Origin of the sequence: Streptomyces sp. NPDC048211 (genome assembly GCF_043202315.1) — a bacterium.
GTDB lineage: Bacteria > Actinomycetota > Actinomycetes > Streptomycetales > Streptomycetaceae > Streptomyces.
The window spans coordinates 257,308-277,299 of the sequence record NZ_JBIDAD010000006.1; the positions used below are offsets into that span (position 1 = coordinate 257,308).

A 19,992-nucleotide genomic window follows, 5' to 3' on the forward strand; every position below is an offset into this window, starting at 1 on the left:
CCGGGAAGTTTCACGTGAAACACCCTTCAGTCCACGGCGTCGCCGGGGCCCACGGTAGATCGAGGATCTCCACCTCGGTGCCGGACCGTACCCCGCCCGGCTCCACAACGGCCAGCCCGTCCGCGGCGGCGACGCCGCGCAGCATGGCGGGACCGTTGTAATGCAGGGGTACGACGTGATCAGCAACCCCACCGGTTCCCAAGCTGTCCCGGCGAGCTGACGAACCGGAGGCCGGTCCTGGCGCGCCGGCTGTGCGATGGACCACGGGGACCAGGCGGGTGTCATGCGGGTGGCCGTGCACGTCGTCGCGTATGGCCACCCGGTAGGGGTCCTCGGGAGTGCGGCCCGCCAGCCCGCGGAGCAGCGGCTCGGCCAGGGTGAGCAGCCCGGAGATCGCGGCCAGCGGGTTGCCGGGCAGTCCGACCACATACGGGCCTGCGGGTCCGAGCCGGGCCAGCAGCATGGGGTGGCCGGGGCGCACGGCCACTCCGTCGACGAGGAGCTCGGCACCGATCCGGGCAAGGACGGGGTGCACATGGTCGACGGGTCCGGCCGCGGTACCGCCGGTGGTGACGATCAGGTCCGCCTCGGATCCGGTGAGTGCCTGCTGAAGAGCCTCCGCGTCGTCGCCGAGGCGGCGCGGGGCAGAGACCTCGGCGCCCAGTGCGCGCAGCCAGGGGCCGATCATCGGGCCGAGAGCGTCCCGGATCAGCCCGTCGTACGGCAGCCCGGCCGTCAGGAGTTCGTCGCCCAGGACGAGGACATCGACGCGTGGGCGAGGCCGGGCCGGGAGCTCGTCGTACCCGGCGGCTGCGGCCAGTCCGAGGACGGCGGGCGTCACCAGTGTCCCGGCCGGGAGGAGTTGGTCGCCCGAGCGGCATTCCTGTCCGCGCGGCCGGATGTCCTGCCCGGGGTCCACCTGCCGCTGGGCGCGCAGCAGCCCCTTGGCCTCGTCGGCGTGGGCGTGTTCGCTGCGGATGACAGCGGTGACGTCCGCCGGAATCCGGGCTCCTGTGGCGATGCGGACGGCCTCGCCGTCGGGAAGCGGGGCGGGGGTCGCGTGGCCGGCGAGGATTCCCTCGTTCTCCCGGATGGTCCACGGCCCCGGTCCTGCGACGGCCCAGCCGTCCATGGCGGAGGTGTCGAAGGACGGCAGATCGGTGAGAGCGGCGAGCGGCTCGGCAAGCACCTGCCCGAGCGCCTGGTCGAGAGGAAGCCGCACCGTACTCGGAGTGACCCGCCGCCCGGCCCTGGCGGCGACGGCGCGCGCCTCATCCCACGGAGTGGCGCGGGTGTGCGGCCGTCGGCGGGGGGCCGACAGGTCCCGGTCCGGCCCGAGGGCGGGCTCGACCGCGCCGGGGGAATCCGGTCCGGGGGAATCCGGTCCGGCGGAATCCGAGCCGGGGGCGTTCGCTCCGGCGGAGTTCGAGCCGGTGCGGTGGGCGGGAGCGGTGGAACTCGCCCGGCGAGGGGATGCGATGGGGTCCGGGTGACGCGAGGAGACGGCTGGACCGGTCCGGGACGAGTCCGGGGCCGGGCCTTCGGACCCCTCCCGGGAGGGGTCCGAAGGCTGAATGCCATGCGAGGCCGAATCCGCGGGCTGGGGGCGACGCGAGCCCGGGTCCGAGGGCTGGGGTCGATTCAGGGACCGGTCAGCGTCCGAGCCCGGGTCCGAGGCACCGGGATCGAACCCGGGGTCTCCCCAGGCGCCTGCGCGCGCTTCTTCCCTCAGGTCCGTCTCTTGGGTCGCGCCCGGATCCGGACCCGGACCTGTCCCGGGGGCCGCCCGCGAGGGACCGGTCCCGGGGGCCGCCCGGGCGTCGGCCTCCTGGCCTGTTCCCGGCGGCGCCTGTCGGCCGACGAGGGCGAGGGCCTGCGCCACGGCGCGCTCCTCGTCGGCCTCGGCCTCGGCGGCCCTGTTCCGTTCGGCGCCGCCGCTGTGGCCCGTCATGGCGTCTCGGTCTCGTCCGCCCACCGGAGGGCGAGCGCGGCAGCCTTCCGGGCGGCCTCGGCCACTGCCTCCGGGCCGCCACCGTCGCCGCTCGCCTTCGCCGCCGCGTAGCCGACCAGGAAGGTCGTCAGGGGCGCGGCAGGGCGGGCGACACCGTGGGCGGCGTCACGGGCGAGGTCGAGCAGGACGGCGGTGTCGACGTCGAGTTCGATGCCCAGTTCGTTCTTGACTGCGGTGATCCATTCGTCCAGCACGGTCCCATGCTCCCTGATCCGGGCCCGGGCCGAAGCGATGTCCTCCCAGGTGTCGCAGTCGAACGAGGCGAGCGGGTCCGCCGCCACTCTGGACAACGTCAGTTCGTGGGTGAGCAACCGCAGGGGCAGGCCGGCCAGACCGCCGTGCTCGGTGGCGATGAGCGCCAGTTCGCGGCGCAACGGCTCCGCCCGGTAGACGGCTACCAGCGGCTGGTCCCGGCCGTCCCGGTCGGTACAGACAGCGCCCTCGGCATCCCGCCGGCCGGCCGCTTCCAGCAACGAGCCGACCGTGTCCGCCCCCAGGAACGGAAGATCGGCGGAGAGCACGAGTACGCGCTCCGCCGTCGTGTGCCGCACTCCCGCACCGAGCGCGGCCAACGGGCCGCCGCCCTGAGGCTCTTCGCGCGTCCAGGTCACCGCACGCGTGGTGGGCCGCCTTCCGCCCACCACCACGGTGGTCCCGGCACCGGCGCAGGCGCCGAGCACCCGGTCGAGCAGCGCGCGGCCGCCGACCCGGACCCCGGGCTTGTCGGCGCCGCCGAGCCGCTTGGCGGCCCCTCCGGCGAGAACGATGGCGTCATACGCGGTCATGCCCCGAGTATGCGTGCCGCACCGTCCGGTGGATCCTCCCCGTCCACGATCCCGTGGATCAACGCAGGAAGAGAACCGGACGGAACGGGACGGGCTGTACCGGCGCGCCGCGAACGGGCCCCGGACCGCCCGGCCGCGCGCGCTACAACGTCCGCAGCAGCACCGCCGGCTGTTCCACGCAATCGGCGACGTAGCGCAGGAAGCCTCCCGCCGTACCGCCGTCGCAGACCCGGTGGTCGAAGGTCAGCGAGAGCTGGACGACCCGTCGCACGGCCAGCTCGCCCTCGTGCACCCACGGCTTGGGGACGATCCGGCCGACGCCGAGCATCGCCGCCTCCGGGTGGTTGATGATCGGGGTCGACCCGTCGACCCCGAACACCCCGTAGTTGTTCAGCGTGAACGTGCCGCCGGTCAGCTCCGCCGGCTTCAGCGTCCCCGTCCTCGCCGCCTCGGTCAGCCGGGCGATCTCCGCCCCGATCGACTCCACGTTGCGCGCCTGCGCGTCCCGGACGACCGGGACGACCAGCCCGCGTTCGGTCTGGGCCGCGAACCCGAGGTGGACCTCCGGCAGCCGGACGATCTCGCGCGCCTCCACGTCCACCGTGGAGTTGAGCTCTGGATAGCGGGCCAGGGCCGCCGTGCAGATACGGGCAAGGAGCGCGAGCACCGACACCTTCGGGCCCGCGCCGGAACCGCCGACGTTGTTCATCGCGGCCCGGGCCGCCATCAGCTCGGTGGCGTCGGCGTCCACCCAGCACGTGGCGTCGGGGATCTCGCGCCGACTGCGCGCCAGTTTGTCGGCGACCGCGCCCCGTACACCGCGCAACGGAATCCGTTCGCCCGCAGCAGGTACGGACGACCCACCGGGCACCGCGGTCCGCCCGACCTGCGCCGCGGTCCGTGCCGTCGGCGTCGCGGCCGACGTGCCCCCCGGCGTGCCCACCGATCCGACAGCCGTGTCCGCAGCCGCCGACCGAATGGCGGACTCGACATCGGCCCGCAGGATCAGCCCGTCGGGCCCCGATCCCGCGAGCTGCCGCAGATCGAGGTCGTTCTGCCGCGCGAGTTTGCGCACCAGCGGGGAGACGACGGCGACCGGCCCCCGTACACCGTCCGCACCCCGGCCGGAGACGACAGCGTCACCGGGAGCCGCAGCGGCGGGGGCAACGACGGCTCCGTTTCCGACCCCATCGGCGGGGGCGACGACGGCTCCGGCCGCGGTGGCGGTGGAGGCGCCAGCCCCGGGCGCGGCCGGGGCTGAGAGCCCCTCCGGCCGGACCCGCCGGCGTCGCACCGGAGGCGCCCCGGTGCCGTACCCCACCAGCACGTTCCCGGACCCGGACGGTTCCGCCCCGGCAACTCCCGCCCCAGAACCGGCGCCGGTCGAGGACGGTTCCACACTGCCCACCGCGACGGTCAGCAGCGGTGCTCCGACGGGGAGTTCAGCGCCCTCCTCCCCGAACCGTGCGGTCACCACGCCCCCGTACGGGCACGGCACCTCCACCATCGCCTTGGCCGTCTCGACCTCGACGACCGGCTGGTCGATGACGACGACGTCGCCGACCTCCACCAGCCAGCGCACGATCTCCGCCTCGGTCAGCCCCTCGCCGAGATCCGGAAGCTTGAACTCATATACCTGAGGCATCAGTTGTCCGCCTCCCACTGCAGTCGTGCGACGGCGTCGAGGACCCGGTCCACACCCGGCAGATGGTGGCGCTCCTGCATCGGCGGCGGGTACGGGATGTCGAAGCCGGCGACGCGCAGCACCGGCGCCTCCAGATGGTGGAAGCAGCGCTCGGTGATCCGGGCAGCGATCTCGCCGCCCGGGCCGCCGAAGCCGGTGGACTCATGGACGACGACCGCGCGCCCGGTGCGCCGCACGGATGCGGCGACGGTCTCGTCGTCGAACGGCACCAGCGACCGCAGGTCGACGACTTCGAGGTCCCAGCCCTCCTCGACGGCTGCCTCCGCGGCCTCCATGCAGACCGGCAGCGACGGACCGTACGTGATCAGCGTCGCGCTGCGTCCGGGACGGCGCACGACGGCCCGCCCGATGGGCTCGACGGCGGCCGGTGCCTGCGGCGACCAGTCCGCCTTCGACCAGTAGAGCCGTTTGGGCTCCAGGAAGACCACCGGGTCGTCGGACGCGATCGAGGCCCGCAGCAGTCCGTACGCGTCCTCGACCGTGGCGGGCGTGACGACGTGGAGACCCGGGGTCGCCATGTAGTACGCCTCCGAGGAGTCGCTGTGGTGCTCGACGCCGCCGATTCCGCCGCCGTAGGGGACCCGGACCGTGATCGGCAGCGGCATCGCGCCCCCGGTCCGGTTCCGCATCTTGGCGACATGGCTGATGAGCTGCTCGAACGCCGGATAGGCGAAGGCGTCGAACTGCATCTCCACGACGGGCCGGAGCCCGTACATCGCCATGCCGACGGCCGCCCCGAGGATCCCGGCCTCGGCGAGCGGGGTGTCGGTGCACCGCTCGTCGCCGAACTCCTTCGCCAGGCCGTCGGTGATCCGGAAGACCCCGCCGAGCGTGCCGACGTCCTCACCGAGGACATGCACGGAGGGATCCTCGGCCATCGAGTCGCGCAGCGCGCGCCCGAGAGCCTGCGCCATGGTGGCGGGCTTGGCCTTCGCCGTCCGCTCCCGGGCCGTGGCCGCTGCGGTGGTCATCGCCCTGAACCCCTGTCGTCCGTGCCGGGCCGGTCCGGCTGGTCCTGCTCCGCGTCCAGCTCGACCCGAAGGCGGGCCGCCTGCTCGCGCAGTTGCGTGGTCTGCTCCGCGTAGACATGGGCGAAGAGATCCATCGGGTCGAGCACGGGGTCCGCGTTCATCCGGTCCCGCAGCTCTGCCGCCATCCGCTCCGCGGCCACACGCGCCTCCTCGATGCCGTCGTCGCCGAGCAGCCCGCGCCCGGTCAGCTCCCGCTCCAGGATCCGGACCGGATCGTGGGCCCGCCAGATCTCGACCTCGCTGTCGACGCGGTACCGCGTCGCGTCGTCGGCGTTCGTGTGCGCGTCCATGCGGTAGGTGACCGCCTCCACGAGCGTCGGACCGCCGCCGCTCCTGGCCCGCGCCACCGCCTCCGAGAGCACCTGGTGCATGGCGGCCACGTCGTTGCCGTCGACCAGCCGGCCGGGCATGCCGTACCCCACGGCCTTGTGGGCCAGGGACGGTGCCGCGGTCTGCTTGGCCAGGGGTACGGAGATGGCGAAGCCGTTGTTCTGCACGAGGAAGACGACCGGGGCCCGCCAGACGGCCGCGAAGTTCAGCGCCTCGTGGAAATCGCCCTCGCTGGTGCCACCGTCACCGACCATGGCGAGCGCCACCACGTCGTCCCCCTTGAGCCGCGCCGCGTGGGCCAGACCCACGGCATGCGGCAGCTGGGTGGCGAGGGGGGTGCACAGGGGCGCGATGCGGTGCTCGCGCGGGTCGTACCCGGTGTGCCGGTCGCCGCGCAGCAGGGTCAGGGCCTCGACCGGGTCCAGTCCCCGCGCCACGGCCGCGAGGGTGTCGCGATAGCTGGGAAAGAGCCAGTCCCGCTCCTCCAGCACCAGGGCGGCCGCGACCTCGCAGGCCTCCTGCCCGGTGCTCGACGGATAGACGGCGAGCCGGCCCTGCTTGGTGAGGGCGGTCGCCTGTGCGTTGTAGCGCCGGCCGCGCACGAGCTCGGCGTAGAGCCGCAGCAGCAGCTCGGGGTCTGCGTCGGCCACGGCATCCGTACCGAGCACGCGGTACGGCTCGGGGTCCGGGAGCAGGGGCGCGGGATCGGTGAGCGGCTTCCAGGCCGGGGGCGGCGTGGGCCGGTAGGCGGCCGCGCCGGGCAGCTCTTGGACCGTCATGACAGGCACCTCCTGGCGTCGAGGGGTATCGAGCGGCATCTGGCGGTGTCGGGGGGTGCCCCGATACCGAGGGGTGTCGAGATATGCCGAAATATCGAGAGCCGTGCGAGGCGCGAGTGTGGCGCGCCTCACCTACCGATTGTTCGGTCGCGAGCGCATTTTGGCTACAGGCACCGTCAGCCTGTGGACAAACGGTTCTCCACAGCCTGGGATGGGCACAGGTCGTCCAGGACGGGAAGGCACGGGAACATGGCAGCTGAACAAATGGCCGACGGGATCGAGGAGCCCGGCCGGATTCCCCCGGCACGCCCGCTCGACGCCATCGACGACGCCATCCTCCGACTGCTCCAGACGGACGGACGCGCCTCGATACGGTCGGTGGCCGACCGCGTCCATGTATCGCGCGCCAACGCCTACGCCCGGATCAACCGGCTCATCGACGACGGCGTGATCCGCGGCTTCACCGCGCGGGTGAACCATGAGCGGGCGGGCCAGGGAGCCTCCGCGTACATCACACTCAAGATCGTCCAGAATTCCTGGCGCACCGTGCGCGAACAGCTCCAGGCCCTGCCCGGAGCGACGCACATCGCACTGGTCAGCGGCGATTTCGATGTGCTGCTGCTGGTGCACACCCCGGACAACCGGTCGCTGCGCGAACTGGTCCTGACGAGAATCCAGGCCATTCCGGAGGTGCTCTCCACCCGCACGCTGCTCGTGTTCGAGGAGACGGACCTGGCACCGGGCTCCGACCGGCCCACGGAACTCACCTGAGCCTGGACGCCCCGCCGGCAGGGCGCTGGATCAGCGGCTGGACTTCATGCCTTCGAAAGCCAGCTGTACGACCGTGTCGGCGAGCCGCTCCCCCTCGGCACCACCGTCCGAAAGCGGCCGGAACCACTCCACCAGCGAGTTGACCATCCCGAACAGCAACCGCGTCGCCAGCCGTATGTCCACGTCGGAGCGGAGGTCACCGTCCGCGACCGCCGCCTTGAGCAGATCGGCCACGCGCTGGTCGAACTCACGCCGCCGCTCCAGGGCCCAGCGCTCGGTCTTCGTGTTGCCCCGCACCCGCAGCAGCAGCGTGACATAGGGGAGCTCGGCTATCAGCACCTCGACGGTGCGGCGCGTGACGTACTCGACGCGCTCGATCGCACGGCCCCGCGTCGCGCCGGACTCGTCGAGGATGCCGAAGAGCCCGTCCAGCGCCCGGGTGACCGCACGCCGCAGCAGCTCTTCCTTGCCGGCGACATGGTGGTAGATGGACGACTTGGAGATACCGGCCGCCTTCGACAGGTGCTCCATCGACGTGCCGTCGTAACCGCGCTCGTTGAAGACACGGACGGCAACGGTGAGCAGAGTCTCCGGGGTGTACGTGTCCCGCTTGGCCGTGGTCATGCCCGCGATCCTCCCCTACGAGTGGGATCGACCGGCAAATGGGGGCGGTCTTGTCCACAGGTTTGGCAGGCCCTCTTGTCCCGACCGATCGTTCGGTTACTCTAACTCTGTCCGCCCGTCCCTGCCCAGCTCGATGAGGAGTTGGTCCGTCATGGCCGCCGAGCTCTCCCCGCACCTGCTGTCCGAGAGGCACCGCCCCACGCTGGACCGGACCCTCGAAGCGATCCGTACACGCGACTACTGGTCCCCGCACCCCGAGCACCCGAAGGCGTACGGCGAGGGCGGCGCACCCGGCAGTGTGGGTGCCGCCGAGGGCAAGGCAGCCTTCGACGCCGTGCTGCACACCCGCCTCGACCTGGGCCAGCCCGGGACCGACGGGTGGACGGGCGGCGAGACCTCTCCGTACGGTCCGGAGCTGGCCGTCGAGTATCCGCACGCCGACCTCGACGTGCTGCTCCCCGCGATGCGCGCGGGTATCCCCGCCTGGCGCGAGGCCGGACCGGAGATCAGGGCTCTGGTCTGCCTGGAGATCCTGGCGCGGATCAGCGCCCGCACCCATGAGTTCGGCCACGCGGTGATGCACACCAGCGGCCAGGCCTTCATGATGGCCTTCCAGGCCGGCGGCCCGCATGCCCAGGACCGCGGTCTGGAGGCGGTGGCGTATGCGTACGAGGAACAGATGCGCGCACCCCGGAGCGCCGACTGGTCCAAGCCGCAGGGCAAGCGCGACCCGCTCGACCTGCACAAGACGTTCACCGCGGCAGGACGCGGCATCTCGCTGCTGATCGGCTGCAACACCTTTCCCACGTGGAACGGCTACCCGGGCCTCTTCGCCTCCCTCGCCACCGGCAATCCGGTGCTGGTCAAACCGCACCCCCGAGCGGTGCTCCCGCTGGCCCTCACCGTCCAGCTGGCGCGCGAGGTGCTCGCCGAAGCAGGCTTCGACCCCAACCTGGTCGCGCTGGCAGCCGAGCGGCCGGGCGAGGGCATCGCCAAGACGCTGGCGGTCCGCCCGGAGATCAGGATCATCGACTACACCGGCTCCACCGAATTCGGTGACTGGCTGGAGGCCAACGCCCGCCAGGCGCAGGTGTACACGGAGAAGGCCGGAGTCAACACGATCGTCGTCGACGCCACGGACGACTACCGCGGCATGCTGTCCAACCTGGCGTTCTCGCTCTCCCTCTACAGCGGCCAGATGTGCACCACTCCGCAGAACCTCCTGATCCCCCGGGACGGCATCACCACGGACGTCGGCGACAAGTCCTACGACGACGTGGTGACCGATATCGCCGCCGCCGTCACCGGACTCCTGGGTGACGACGCCCGGGCGAACGGCCTGCTGGGCGCCCTGGTCAACCCGTCGGTGGAGGCTCGCCTGGAGGCGGCCGCACAGCTGGGCGAAGTCGCTCTGCCCTCGCGGGCGGTGGCCAACCCGGACTTCCCGGAAGCGGTCGTCCGTACGCCACTGATCGTCAAGCTCGACGGCAGCAAGCCGGACGACGAGGCCCCGTATCTGTCGGAGTGCTTCGGCCCGGTCTCGTTCGCGGTGGCGGTCGATTCGACGGGGGACGCGCTGGACCTGCTGCGCCGCACCATCCGCGACAAGGGAGCGATGACGGTCGGCGCGTACACCACCTCACCGGAGGTGGAGCGCGCGGTGGAGGACGTCTGCCTGGACGAGTCGGCCCAGCTCTCCCTGAATCTGACCGGCGGCGTGTACGTCAACCAGACGGCGGCGTTCTCCGATTTCCACGGCTCGGGAGGAAACCCGGCGGCCAACGCGGCGCTGTGCGACGGCGCCTTCGTGGCCAACCGCTTCCGCACCATGGAAGTCCGCCGCCAGCGCTGAGACGCCAAGCCCCCGCACACCCCGCCGGGCCCGCGCCAGCCCGGCGGGTTCGTCCGAGCCCCACGGGCCCCGTTGGCAGCCCACCGGCCTGGCCCAAGCCCCAACGGGGCCGCCTTGCGGCTCCCCCGAACCCCTTTCCGGCCTCTCCGGCGTCGGAGGAGCGGGGTCCGGGGCGGAGCCCCGGTTACGGGAAGGGACGGGTGGGGGAACAGGCCCGTCGCAGGCCCGTCACCCCGCCCTCCGCCTGACTCAAGCCCAGGCCCAGCCCCACCGGCCTAGAACCCCGCCCCGCCGGCCTCACCACCGGCCGCCGGAATATCCGCGTACCGCTGCACCCACGCATGCATCGCAATCGCCGCCGCAGCCCCCGCATTGATCGATCGCGTCGACCCGAACTGTGCGATCGAGCACACCATCGATGCGTGTGTGCGGGCCTCCTCGGTCAGACCCGGCCCCTCCTGCCCGAACAGCAGCACACACCGCCGCGGCAGCTCGGTCCGCTCCAGCGGCACCGCGCCCGGCAGATTGTCGATGCCGATGATCGGCAGCCCTTCGGCCGCCGCCCAGGCGGTCAGATCGGCGGTGTCCGGGTGATGCCGGACATGCTGGTAGCGGTCGGTGACCATCGCACCGCGACGGTTCCACCGCCGCCGCCCCACGATGTGGATCTCCTTGGCGAGGAAGGCGTTCGCGGTGCGCACCACCGAACCGATATTGAAGTCGTGGCCCCAGTTCTCCACCGCCACGTGAAAGTCGTGCCGCCGCAGATCGAGATCGGCGACGATCGCCTCCCGGGTCCAGTAACGGTACGCATCGCCCACGTTGCGCCGGTCGCCGTGGGCGAGCAGCTCGGGGTCGTACCGCTCGCCCACGGGCCAGGGCAGTGGATGCGGTCCGACGCCGATCTCCGTCCCGAACCCCTCGTCGTACTGCGCCGGCTCGCCCGTCGCCGACTCCACGGACGGTTCGGCCGCCCCGCCCGCACCATCGGTGCTGCCTGTACTGCCTGTCTCGCTGCTCACCCGACGAGCGTATGGCCCCCGCCTTCGCGGTGCTGCCCTGCCTCCCGGTCCTCGGAGCCGGCAACGGCATCCACGCCGGCGCCCTCGGCCACACCCGCACCGTCCCGCGGCCCCGGCACCTCGCCGCGCCGCCGGAACAGCAGATCCCGGCCGAGGGCGGCCTTGCCTCCGAGCCACACCAGAAAGACGGTCGGCAGGAAGACGGCGTCCGCGGCGATCATGGCCATCGAGAAGAAGGGGAGCCCCAGCAGCAGGGCGATACCGAGATGCTCGCAGATCATCGCGACGAGCAACACGTTCTTTACGCGCCGGTTGAACAGGGTGAACGGGAAGGCGACCTGCACGATGACGGTGATGTACGTCAGCACCATCACCATCACGCCGCTCGACGCGAGAAGGTCCGAGAGGCCGGGCCAGGGCGTGAAGTAGTCAAGGTTGAGCGGGTAGTACAGCGCGGTCCCGTCCTGCCAGCGCGAACCCTGGATCTTGTACCAGCCCGCAGTCGCGTAGATCAGACAGACCTCGGCCATGATCACGACGAGTGTGGCGTTGTGAGCGAGGTTGGCGATGACGTCGAGCAGAGTGCGCGCCTCGCTGTGCGGCGCGTACCGGTTCACGGCCCACCAGGCGCCGTGGCCGATCCACAGGACCCAGAAGAAGACCGGCAGCCAGGCGGTCCCGCCCAGGCTCCCCGTCACCGTGGCACCGCAGAGGACCGCGCCGGAGGCCACCCACAGAAGCGGACCGGTCACCGCGTCCGTGCCGGGGTGCGCGCCGGCCTTGCGCCGCGCACGGCGGGCGTCCAGGGACCAGACCTGTCCGCACCGGGTCAGGACCAGGTAGATCGCCATGAGGTGGATGACGTTGTCGCCGCCGTCGCCCATGAAGATGCTGCGGTTCTGCAGGGAGAGCACGCCGACCATGAAGAGGACGGACACGGCCCGGGTGTGCCAGCCCACCATCAGCAGCGCGGAGGCGACCAGCGCCAGCGCGTACACGATCTCGAACCAGATGGCGCTGTCCGACCACATCAGCGTGGTGAAGGCCTGGTTGCCGGAGATGAGCTGCTGCGCCATGTCCCAGCGCCACGGGGCCTCGGGGCCGTACATCTCGCTCCGGTGCGGAATCTCCCGCAGCAGGAACAGGAGGTACGTGGCGGAGAAGCCGATCCGGATGACAGCGCTCTGGTGCTGCCCCAGGGATGCGGCGGTGATGCGCTGGATACCGCGGGCGAGCGCGCGGTCGTGGCCGACTGTGCTCACTGGTCCGCCTCCTCGGAGTCGGCCGAGCCCTCGGGGAGGTCGGCCGGGGTGACGGTCCACCAGGGCAGTACCCGGTAGGACGGCTTGGTACTGATCTTCTCGTTGCTCCAGGCGGGGGCCGCGACCGACCGGACCTCGGACCGGACCTGGATCCTCAGGATGTCGCCGCCGTAGTCGTGCTCACTGAGGCGCAGCATCACGATGCGCCGGACGTACTGCTCGGAAAGTCTGCCGCGCAGGCCATTGGCCCGGTTCTGGCTGTCGTGCGAGCCGATGTAGAAGTCCCAGCCCCGGCGGAGTTCGTTCTGCTGGACGTGGCTGGGCAGCAGATTGCCGCGTATCGCCTTGCCGTCCTCGCCGGAGAGGCTCATCCAGGGGGTGGTCCGCCGCTTGTCGGGGCCGGATATCTCGGCGCGCACGTGCACGGCGATGTTCTGCTGCAGAGGGTTGGGGGCGAAGAGCTTCCAGTTCTGCTCGAACTCGGGGTAGATCCATTGGTCGACCGCCTCGCCGTGCTGTTTGGTCACCGTGTTGGACGGGGCGACGTGCAGGAAGACCATGGCCAGCTGGATGCAGGCGATCAGCCCGATCACCGACAGCGCCACAGCGGCGGCTACCTGGTACGGATACGAGAGCCCGGCCATCCCGACGCGCGGCGGCTCGGCACCGGCGAGGGGGCCGGGATCGGGGCGGGGGCCGGGATCGGCGATCGCGCCCGGATGCTTGCGAGGGCCCGGATCTTCGAGGGGGTCCGGATCTGTGAGGCGGTCCGGACCCGTGCGAGGGCCTGGATCGGTGCGGGGGTCCGGATCGGCGATGCGGTCCGGATCTGTGCGAGGGCCCGGACCGTCGGCGCGAGGATCTGCGTCCGAGCGCAGGCCCGGATCGGTACGGGGCTCGGGAACGGTCCGCGCATCGGGGCCGGCTACGGCCTCACCCGCACTGCTGACACCCTCACCGACACCCTCGCCGACGCCCTTGTCGTCGTACGAATTCATCCCGCCCCGATCCCCGTCGATCCCGGTCAGTTATCCACAGGGTTGACACCCTACGGGCCTCAGACTCACCATTGAAGACATTGAACCGAACGATCGGTCGGTAGGGAGTCCGGGATGGCGTCAGTGACTGCGGGCCAGACAGCGCAGGCGACAGCAGGCAGTACCGATGGGGCGGACGGCGCCTTGGAGGCGGCCTTCGACGCCGCCGTGGCGGCCGACGAGCGCATCGAGCCTCGCGACTGGATGCCCGACGCCTACCGCGCCTCGCTGGTCAGGCAAATGGCCCAGCACGCGCACTCCGAAATCATCGGCATGCAGCCGGAGGCCAACTGGATCACCCGCGCCCCCTCGCTGCGCCGCAAGGCCATCCTCATGGCCAAGGTGCAGGACGAGGCAGGGCACGGGCTTTATCTGTACAGCGCGGCCGAGACCCTCGGCACGAGCCGCGAGGAGCTGCTCGACAAGCTGCACGCGGGCCGCCAGCGGTACTCATCGATCTTCAACTACCCGACCCTGACCTGGGCGGACGTCGGTGCCATCGGCTGGCTCGTGGACGGCGCGGCCATCACCAACCAGGTCCCTCTCTGCCGCTGCTCCTACGGCCCCTACGCCCGGGCCATGGTCCGTATCTGCAAGGAGGAGTCCTTCCACCAGCGCCAGGGCTACGAGCTGCTGCTCGCCCTCGGCCACGGGACACCGGCGCAGCGCGAGATGGCCCAGGACGCCGTGAACCGGTGGTGGTGGCCGTCCCTGATGATGTTCGGCCCACCTGACGACGCCTCGTCGCATTCGGCGCAGTCGATGACCTGGAAGATCAAGCGGCATTCCAACGACGAGCTGCGGCAGCGCTTCGTGGACATCTGCGTGCCGCAGGCCGAGGTCCTGGGCCTCACCCTCCCCGACCCGGACCTCCGGTGGAACGAGGAGCGCGGTCAGCACGACTTCGGGGCGATCGACTGGACGGAGTTCCAGGAGGTCCTGAAGGGCAACGGACCGTGCAACGAACAGCGCCTCACCCAGCGCCGCCAGGCACACGAGGAAGGCGCCTGGGTCCGGGACGCAGCCGCCGCATACGCACAGAAGCACACGGACGTACCGAACGGGGAGGCAACAGCATGAGCAACTCGACCGACTGGCCGTTGTGGGAGGTGTTCGTGCGCTCGCGGCGCGGGCTCGCCCACACCCATGCCGGCAGCCTGCACGCCCCGGACGCCGAGATGGCCCTGCGCAACGCACGCGATCTGTACACACGCCGCTCCGAAGGTGTCTCCCTCTGGGTGGTGCCGTCCAGCCAGATCACGGCGTCCTCGCCGGACGAGAGGGACACGTTCTTCGAACCGGCGGGTGACAAGCCCTACCGGCACCCGACCTTCTACGCGATCCCGGACGGAGTGAAGCACCTGTGAACGCGGCCCTCGCGCTCGGCGACGACGCGCTGGTGCTCTCGCACCGGCTGGGGGAGTGGGCGGGCCATGCCCCCGTGCTGGAGGAGGAGCTCGCCCTCGCCAACATCGCCCTGGACCTCCTGGGCCAGGCCCGGATCCTGCTCTCCCTGACCGGTGACGAGGACGAGCTGGCATACCTGCGCGAGGAACGCGCCTTTCGCAACGTCCAGTTGGTCGAGCAGCCGAACGGCGACTTCGCCCACACCATCGCCCGTCAGCTGTACTTCTCGGTCTACCAGCACGGCCTGTACGAGCAGCTGTCGGCCGGCGAGGGCGAGTTCGCCGGGCTGGCGGCCAAGGCCGTCAAGGAGGTCGCCTACCACCGGGACCATGCCGAGCAGTGGACCCTGCGCCTCGGTGACGGCACGGCCGAGAGCCACGAGCGCATGCAGCGCGCGGTGGACGCCCTGTGGCGCTACACCGGCGAGCTGTTCCAGCCCGTCGAGGGCGTGGACGTGGACTGGCAGGCACTGCACCACAGCTGGCTGGACTCCCTCACCACCGTGCTGGAACGGGCCACGCTGACCGTGCCGGCCGGGCCGCAGTCCGGCGCCTGGACGGCCGGAGCCGGCCGGCAGGGCATCCACACGGAGCCCTTCGGCCGGATGATCGCCGAGATGCAGCATCTGCACCGCAGCCACCCGGGGGCGTCATGGTGACCTGGACGTCCCTGGAGGAGGACCTTCGCATCCTGGCGGGCGCCGTTCCCGATCCGGAGCTGCCCGTACTGACCCTGGGGGAGCTGGGCGTGCTCCGGGGCGTGGAGGTGCTCGCACCGGGCCGCGTCACGGTCCGGCTCACCCCGACCTACACCGGCTGCCCCGCGATAGAGGCCATGTCCACCGACATCGAGCGCGTGCTGTACGACCACGGCATGACCGAGGTCTCCGTGGTCACCGTCCTCTCCCCGGCCTGGTCCACGGAAGACATCAGCGCGGAAGGGCGGCGCAAGCTCGCCGAGTTCGGCATCGCGCCCCCGCGGCCCCACACGGCCGCGACCCCCGCCGACGGACCCGTGCCCCTCACTCTGTCGGTGCGCTGCCCGCACTGCGGATCGACCGACACGGAGCTGCTGAGCCGGTTCTCGTCGACTGCCTGCAAGGCACTGCGCCGCTGTGTGTCGTGCCGCGACCCGTTCGATCACTTCAAGGAGTTGTAGATGTTCCATCCGCTCCGGGTCAGCGCGATCGAGCGGCTCACGGACGATTCGGTGGCCGTCACCTTCGCCGTGCCGCCCCGGCTTCGCGAGACCTTCCGCCACAAGCCCGGCCAGCACCTCAATGTCCGTTACACCGTCGGCGGCGAGGAGATCCGGCGCTCGTACTCGATCTGCGCACCGGCCACCGAGCAGCCGGCCGACCCGGCCCTGCGGGTGGGGATCCGGCTCGTCGACGGCGGCGCGTTCTCCACGTACGCGCTCAAGGAGCTGGCGGTCGGTGACCAGGTGGAGGCCATGCCCCCGATGGGCCGCTTCGTGATCGCCCCGCGGGCCGGGCAGTTCGCGGCGATCGTCGGCGGAAGCGGCATCACCCCGGTCCTGTCCATCGCGGCGACCCTGCTGGCCAGGGAGTCCGATGCCTCGTTCTGCCTGATCCGGAGCGACCGGAGCGCGGCGTCGACGATGTTCCTGGACGAGGTCGCCGACCTCAAGGACCGCTATCCGGACCGGTTCCAGCTGGTCACCGCGCTCTCCCGGGAGGAACAGCAGGCAGGGCTCCCCTCGGGCCGTCTCGATCGGGAAAGGCTCACGGGCCTGCTTCCGGCACTGCTTCCGGTGACGGAGGTCGAGGGCTGGTATCTGTGCGGTCCGCTCGGCCTGGTCCGGGCCGCCGAGGGCGCGCTGCACGGTCTGGGCGTCGACCGGGCCCGCATCCACCAGGAGATCTTTCACGTCGAGGACAGCCCCGGGGCATCCACCCGGCCACGGGCCGCGGCTTCCACCCACAGCACGCTCACGGCGACCCTGGACGGCCGCTCGGGCACATGGCCGGTACAGGAGGGCGAGTCGTTGCTGGAGACGGTGCTGCGCAGCCGTTCCGACGCTCCGTACGCCTGCAAGGGCGGGGTGTGCGGGACCTGCCGGGCCTTCCTGGTCTCGGGCGAGGTGCGGATGGACCGCAACTTCGCGCTGGAGCCGGAGGAGACGGACGCGGGGTATGTGCTGGCCTGCCAGTCCCATCCGGTGACCGGGGAAGTGAATCTCGACTTCGACCGCTGACCGCCGACCGCAGACCGGTGACCGGTCACGGCGGCGGCGCACCCGGCGGCATGGGGCAGGCTCCGCACGCCCCACCGGACCCGCCGCGCACCCCACCGGACCCGCCCCTCACCCAAAGGCCCCCGCCCCTCGCACTCTGTCCGCTCCCTCCGTCCTCGGCCGTTCGCACCCCAACCCCGCCCTCCACGCACCGCGCACCGCGCCGCGCCCCGCACGGACTGTTCCCTTCTTGTAGAACCTGTTCTATCTTGACGCTCCGTCAGGTCCGAACACGGCTCATACGGCTACAGCAGTTCGCGGGAGGCCAGGACAGTGGACTTCACCTGCACCGAGGAACAGCAGGCGGCCGTCGAGGCGGCACAGGCGGTCTTCTCGGGCGTCACGCTCGATGCTGTGCCCAGCCCCGCACTCGTACCCGGGGCGGTGGCCGAGGACATCGACCGGCCACTGTGGGCCGCTCTCGCCACCGGAGACCTGCTGAGCCTGACGCTGGCTCCGGAGTACGGCGGGGCGGGCCTCGACCTGGTCGCTCTCTGCCTGGTGCTGCGTGAGTCCGCGAAGGTGCTCGCACGGGTGCCGCTGCTGGAGACTTGCGCGGTCGCGATGGCGCTGCAGCGTCATGGCGACCGTGGCCTGGCGGCCGAACTGCTGCCACGCATCGGCCGGGGAGAGCTGGTCCTCACGGCCGGCGCCAACGGCCGCACCGGCCACGATCCGGCTGAACTCGCGGTCACCGCACGGCCGGACGACGCCAGCGGCATCGCCACCGCCGGGACGGACTGGGTACTCGACGGCGTGCAGTCGGGGGTGCCGTGGGCACAGGCAGCGGACTGGATCGCGGTGCCCGCCCACGCCGGGGACGGCCGGGCCGTGCTTGCTCTGGTCCGCCCGGGCGACGACGGCGTCACCATCGCCGAGCAGGTCTCCACCAACGGCGAACTCCTCGGCGAGGTAAGGCTGGACGCGGTTCGGATCGAGGGCCGCAGGCTGATCGACAACGCGGATGCCTGGGAGTGGCTGCGCTCCGTCCTCACCGTGGGAACGTGCGCGCTCGCGCTGGGTCTCGGTGAGGCCGTACTGACCATGACGAGCCAGTACACCGGCAAACGCGAACAGTTCGGCTTCCCCGTGGCGACCTTCCAGGCCGTGGCCGTGCAGGCGGCCGACCGCTACATCGATCTGCGGGCCATGGAGGTGACCCTCTGGCAGGCGGCCTGGCGGATCGCCGTCGGCGGGACCGGCGTACTGCCACCGGCAGGCGATGTCGCGGTGGCGAAGATCTGGGCGTCCGACGGGGTCCGCCGTGTCGTACAGACGGCACAGCACCTGCACGGCGGCTTCGGCGCGGACACCGACTACCCCTTGCACCGCTTCCACGCGTGGGCGAAGCAGATCGAGCTCTCACTCGGTCCGGCAGCAGCCCATGAAGAGGCCCTGGGCGACCTGCTGGCCGCCCACCCCCTCGACTGACGCCGCCACCGCCACCGCCACCGCCACCGCCGCCCACGAACGCGCGTGCCCCGGGACTGCCCATCCACCCGGCCGGACGACAAAGCCCGGGCCTCTCATTGAGGGCCCGGGCCTGCCGAACGGCAAACAGCGAACGCTGAACAGCTACAGCTACAGCCGACGTGCAACAGCGAACGGCGAACGTCCGACAGCGAACAGCGAGGTCAGACGACGAATGCGGGGGCGCCGTTGTCGGTGACCATCGGACGCCCAGCGGCGTCCCAGGCGAGCATGCCGCCGTCGATGTTCACGGCATCGATGCCCTGCTGAACCAGGTACTGGGTGACCTGCGCGGACCGGCCGCCGACCCGGCACATCACGTGCACGCGCCGGCCGTCCTCCGCCGCTTCGGTCAGCTCACCGAAGCGGCCCACGAAGTCACTCATCGGAATGTGCAGGGCGCCGTCGACATGCCCGGCCGCCCATTCGTCGTCCTCCCGGACGTCCAGCACGAAGCCGTCCGCCGGCACCGCCGTGACGTCGACCGCCGGAAGCGGGGCGAAATTCATGGGTCATGCCTTCTCTCGTAAATGCGCACCGAAGTCACCGGAAACGCTACTGCACCAAGCCCGCCAGCTCGGTCTCACGCTGTGAGACCTCGCCCAGCAACTGCTCGGCGATCTCTTCCAGCAGGTGATCCGGATCGTCCGGCGCCATCCGCAGCATGGCGCCGATCGCGCTCTGCTCCAGCTCCTGGGCGAGCACGGTCAGCAGTTCCTTGCGCTGGGTCAGCCAGTTCAGACGGGCGTAGAGCTCGTCGGCCTCGCTGAGCTCCGCCTCGGGCAGGACCGGCCCGGCCGCCCACTCCTGGGCCAGCTCCTTGAGCAGCTCCTCGTCCCCACGCCCGTACGCGGCGTTGACGCGGGTGATGAACTCGTCCCGGCGGGCCCGTTCCTTCTCGTCCTGGGCCAGATCCGGATGAGCCTTGCGTGCCAGTTCGCGGTAGAGCTTGCGCGCCTCGTCGGTCGGCCGGACCCGCTTCGGCGGCCGGACCGGCTGCTCCGTCAGCATGGCCGCCGCCTCGGGGGACAGCCCGTCGGAGTCGATCCAGTCGTGGAACAGCTCGTCGATCCCCGGCATCGGCATCACGATCGACCGCGCGTCCTGCGCCTTGCGCAGATCCTCGGGATCGCCCGTTCTGGCGGCCCGCGCCTCCGCGATCTGCGCGTCGAGCTCGTCGAGCCGTGCGTACATCGGTCCGAGCCGCTGGTGGTGCAGCCGGGAGAAGTTCTCGACCTCGACCCGGAACGTCTCGACCGCGATCTCGAACTCGATCAGAGCCTGCTCAGCCACCCGCACGGCATGGGCCAGCCGCGCCTCGGGACGCGCCTGCTCAGTGGTCTCGCAGACCGCGGGCGCACCGGCGTCCGCATCGGCTGCGGCGTCTCCCGCAGCCCCCGTGGGGCCGTCCGCGGGCTCCTCGGCAGGGGAGCCGGGCTGCTCGTCCTGCAGGGCGTCGTCCTGCCGGGCATCGTCGTTCCGGGTGGTCGGTACCCCGGGGGCTTCGTGGGTCACCCGTCCAGCGTATGGCCACAGCCCGCCTGCCGAGGACGCGCGGTCGGCGCAGCCGACATCGCGCCCCGGCACAGCCGCCTCACTGCAGCCATCGCGCCCCCGCACAGCGGGCACCACGACAGGATTCGCACCCCC

The 19,992-nt window shown here is 71.4% G+C and carries 19 protein-coding genes; 8 read left to right on the forward strand and 11 right to left on the reverse strand.

The annotated features are described in order from the left end of the window. Positions 1–10 precede the first annotated feature (10 nt). From ACGFZA_RS23415 to pdhA, 5 genes are all read right to left on the reverse strand, one after another. On the reverse strand, positions 11–1,645 hold the full coding sequence (locus tag ACGFZA_RS23415; RefSeq protein ID WP_393681913.1) for a molybdopterin-binding protein: 1,635 nt from the start codon (positions 1,643–1,645) through the stop codon (positions 11–13). A gap of 302 nt (positions 1,646–1,947) precedes the next feature. Then, the gene (locus ACGFZA_RS23420) at positions 1,948–2,796 is read right to left on the reverse strand and encodes an NTP transferase domain-containing protein (RefSeq protein ID WP_385277838.1); all 849 of its coding nucleotides are present in this window, start codon (positions 2,794–2,796) and stop codon (positions 1,948–1,950) included. Positions 2,797–2,938: 142 nt separating this feature from the next. Then, positions 2,939–4,441: a dihydrolipoamide acetyltransferase family protein gene (locus ACGFZA_RS23425; protein ID WP_393681648.1), complete on the reverse strand. Its 1,503-nt coding sequence runs from the start codon at positions 4,439–4,441 to the stop codon at positions 2,939–2,941. After that, positions 4,441–5,472: an alpha-ketoacid dehydrogenase subunit beta gene (locus ACGFZA_RS23430; protein ID WP_385277834.1), complete on the reverse strand. Its 1,032-nt coding sequence runs from the start codon at positions 5,470–5,472 to the stop codon at positions 4,441–4,443. Before ACGFZA_RS23430 ends, ACGFZA_RS23425 begins: the two co-directional genes overlap by 1 nt. Then, positions 5,469–6,641, reverse strand: a complete 1,173-nt coding sequence (gene pdhA / locus ACGFZA_RS23435) for a pyruvate dehydrogenase (acetyl-transferring) E1 component subunit alpha (RefSeq protein ID WP_393681651.1) — start codon at positions 6,639–6,641, stop codon at positions 5,469–5,471. Before pdhA ends, ACGFZA_RS23430 begins: the two co-directional genes overlap by 4 nt. Positions 6,642–6,905: 264 nt before the next feature. Between pdhA and ACGFZA_RS23440 the strand changes: the two genes are divergently transcribed. Then, the gene (locus ACGFZA_RS23440) at positions 6,906–7,412 is read left to right on the forward strand and encodes an Lrp/AsnC family transcriptional regulator (protein ID WP_393681915.1); all 507 of its coding nucleotides are present in this window, start codon (positions 6,906–6,908) and stop codon (positions 7,410–7,412) included. A gap of 30 nt (positions 7,413–7,442) precedes the next feature. Here the strand turns inward: ACGFZA_RS23440 and ACGFZA_RS23445 are convergent, their stop codons facing one another. Continuing rightward, the gene (locus ACGFZA_RS23445; protein WP_385277830.1) at positions 7,443–8,036 is read right to left on the reverse strand and encodes a TetR/AcrR family transcriptional regulator; all 594 of its coding nucleotides are present in this window, start codon (positions 8,034–8,036) and stop codon (positions 7,443–7,445) included. Between the two features lie 151 nt (positions 8,037–8,187). Here ACGFZA_RS23445 and paaN point away from each other — a divergent pair, with 151 nt between their 5' ends. Next, positions 8,188–9,888 carry a phenylacetic acid degradation protein PaaN gene (gene paaN / locus ACGFZA_RS23450; RefSeq protein ID WP_393681653.1) on the forward strand — a complete coding sequence of 567 codons (1,701 nt, stop codon included), beginning with the start codon at positions 8,188–8,190 and terminating at the stop codon, positions 9,886–9,888. A gap of 275 nt (positions 9,889–10,163) precedes the next feature. Here the strand turns inward: paaN and ACGFZA_RS23455 are convergent, their stop codons facing one another. From ACGFZA_RS23455 to ACGFZA_RS23465, 3 genes are read right to left on the reverse strand one after another with little or no spacing between them, the layout of a single operon-like run. Next, positions 10,164–10,910, reverse strand: coding sequence for a TrmH family RNA methyltransferase (locus tag ACGFZA_RS23455; RefSeq protein ID WP_385277826.1), 747 nt, complete (start codon positions 10,908–10,910; stop codon positions 10,164–10,166). After that, positions 10,907–12,172 carry an HTTM domain-containing protein gene (locus tag ACGFZA_RS23460; RefSeq protein ID WP_393681656.1) on the reverse strand — a complete coding sequence of 422 codons (1,266 nt, stop codon included), beginning with the start codon at positions 12,170–12,172 and terminating at the stop codon, positions 10,907–10,909. Before ACGFZA_RS23460 ends, ACGFZA_RS23455 begins: the two co-directional genes overlap by 4 nt. Next, on the reverse strand, positions 12,169–13,170 hold the full coding sequence (locus ACGFZA_RS23465; RefSeq protein ID WP_393681658.1) for a DUF5819 family protein: 1,002 nt from the start codon (positions 13,168–13,170) through the stop codon (positions 12,169–12,171). Before ACGFZA_RS23465 ends, ACGFZA_RS23460 begins: the two co-directional genes overlap by 4 nt. A 114-nt stretch (positions 13,171–13,284) precedes the next feature. Between ACGFZA_RS23465 and paaA the strand changes: the two genes are divergently transcribed. From paaA to ACGFZA_RS23495, 6 genes are all read left to right on the forward strand, one after another. Then, the gene (paaA, locus tag ACGFZA_RS23470) at positions 13,285–14,289 is read left to right on the forward strand and encodes a 1,2-phenylacetyl-CoA epoxidase subunit PaaA (RefSeq protein ID WP_385277822.1); all 1,005 of its coding nucleotides are present in this window, start codon (positions 13,285–13,287) and stop codon (positions 14,287–14,289) included. Beyond that, positions 14,286–14,576: a 1,2-phenylacetyl-CoA epoxidase subunit PaaB gene (paaB, locus tag ACGFZA_RS23475; RefSeq protein WP_393681660.1), complete on the forward strand. Its 291-nt coding sequence runs from the start codon at positions 14,286–14,288 to the stop codon at positions 14,574–14,576. Before paaA ends, paaB begins: the two co-directional genes overlap by 4 nt. Then, complete coding sequence (gene paaC, locus ACGFZA_RS23480) at positions 14,573–15,274, forward strand: 1,2-phenylacetyl-CoA epoxidase subunit PaaC (protein WP_385277818.1); 702 nt, start codon at positions 14,573–14,575, stop codon at positions 15,272–15,274. The genes paaB and paaC overlap by 4 nt, the downstream gene beginning before the upstream one ends. Next, on the forward strand, positions 15,268–15,774 hold the full coding sequence (gene paaD, locus ACGFZA_RS23485; RefSeq protein ID WP_393681663.1) for a 1,2-phenylacetyl-CoA epoxidase subunit PaaD: 507 nt from the start codon (positions 15,268–15,270) through the stop codon (positions 15,772–15,774). The genes paaC and paaD overlap by 7 nt, the downstream gene beginning before the upstream one ends. Then, a complete protein-coding gene (locus ACGFZA_RS23490; protein ID WP_385277814.1) occupies positions 15,775–16,833 on the forward strand; it encodes a 2Fe-2S iron-sulfur cluster-binding protein in 1,059 nt (352 codons plus the stop codon). Positions 16,834–17,145: 312 nt separating this feature from the next. Continuing rightward, complete coding sequence (locus ACGFZA_RS23495; protein WP_393681666.1) at positions 17,146–18,303, forward strand: acyl-CoA dehydrogenase family protein; 1,158 nt, start codon at positions 17,146–17,148, stop codon at positions 18,301–18,303. Positions 18,304–18,506: 203 nt separating this feature from the next. Here the strand turns inward: ACGFZA_RS23495 and ACGFZA_RS23500 are convergent, their stop codons facing one another. Together ACGFZA_RS23500 and ACGFZA_RS23505 are read right to left on the reverse strand one after the other, a co-directional pair. Next, the gene (locus ACGFZA_RS23500; protein WP_385277810.1) at positions 18,507–18,851 is read right to left on the reverse strand and encodes a rhodanese-like domain-containing protein; all 345 of its coding nucleotides are present in this window, start codon (positions 18,849–18,851) and stop codon (positions 18,507–18,509) included. 46 nt (positions 18,852–18,897) lie between these two features. After that, positions 18,898–19,857, reverse strand: a complete 960-nt coding sequence (locus ACGFZA_RS23505; RefSeq protein ID WP_393681668.1) for a J domain-containing protein — start codon at positions 19,855–19,857, stop codon at positions 18,898–18,900. Between the last annotated feature and the right edge of the window lie 135 nt (positions 19,858–19,992).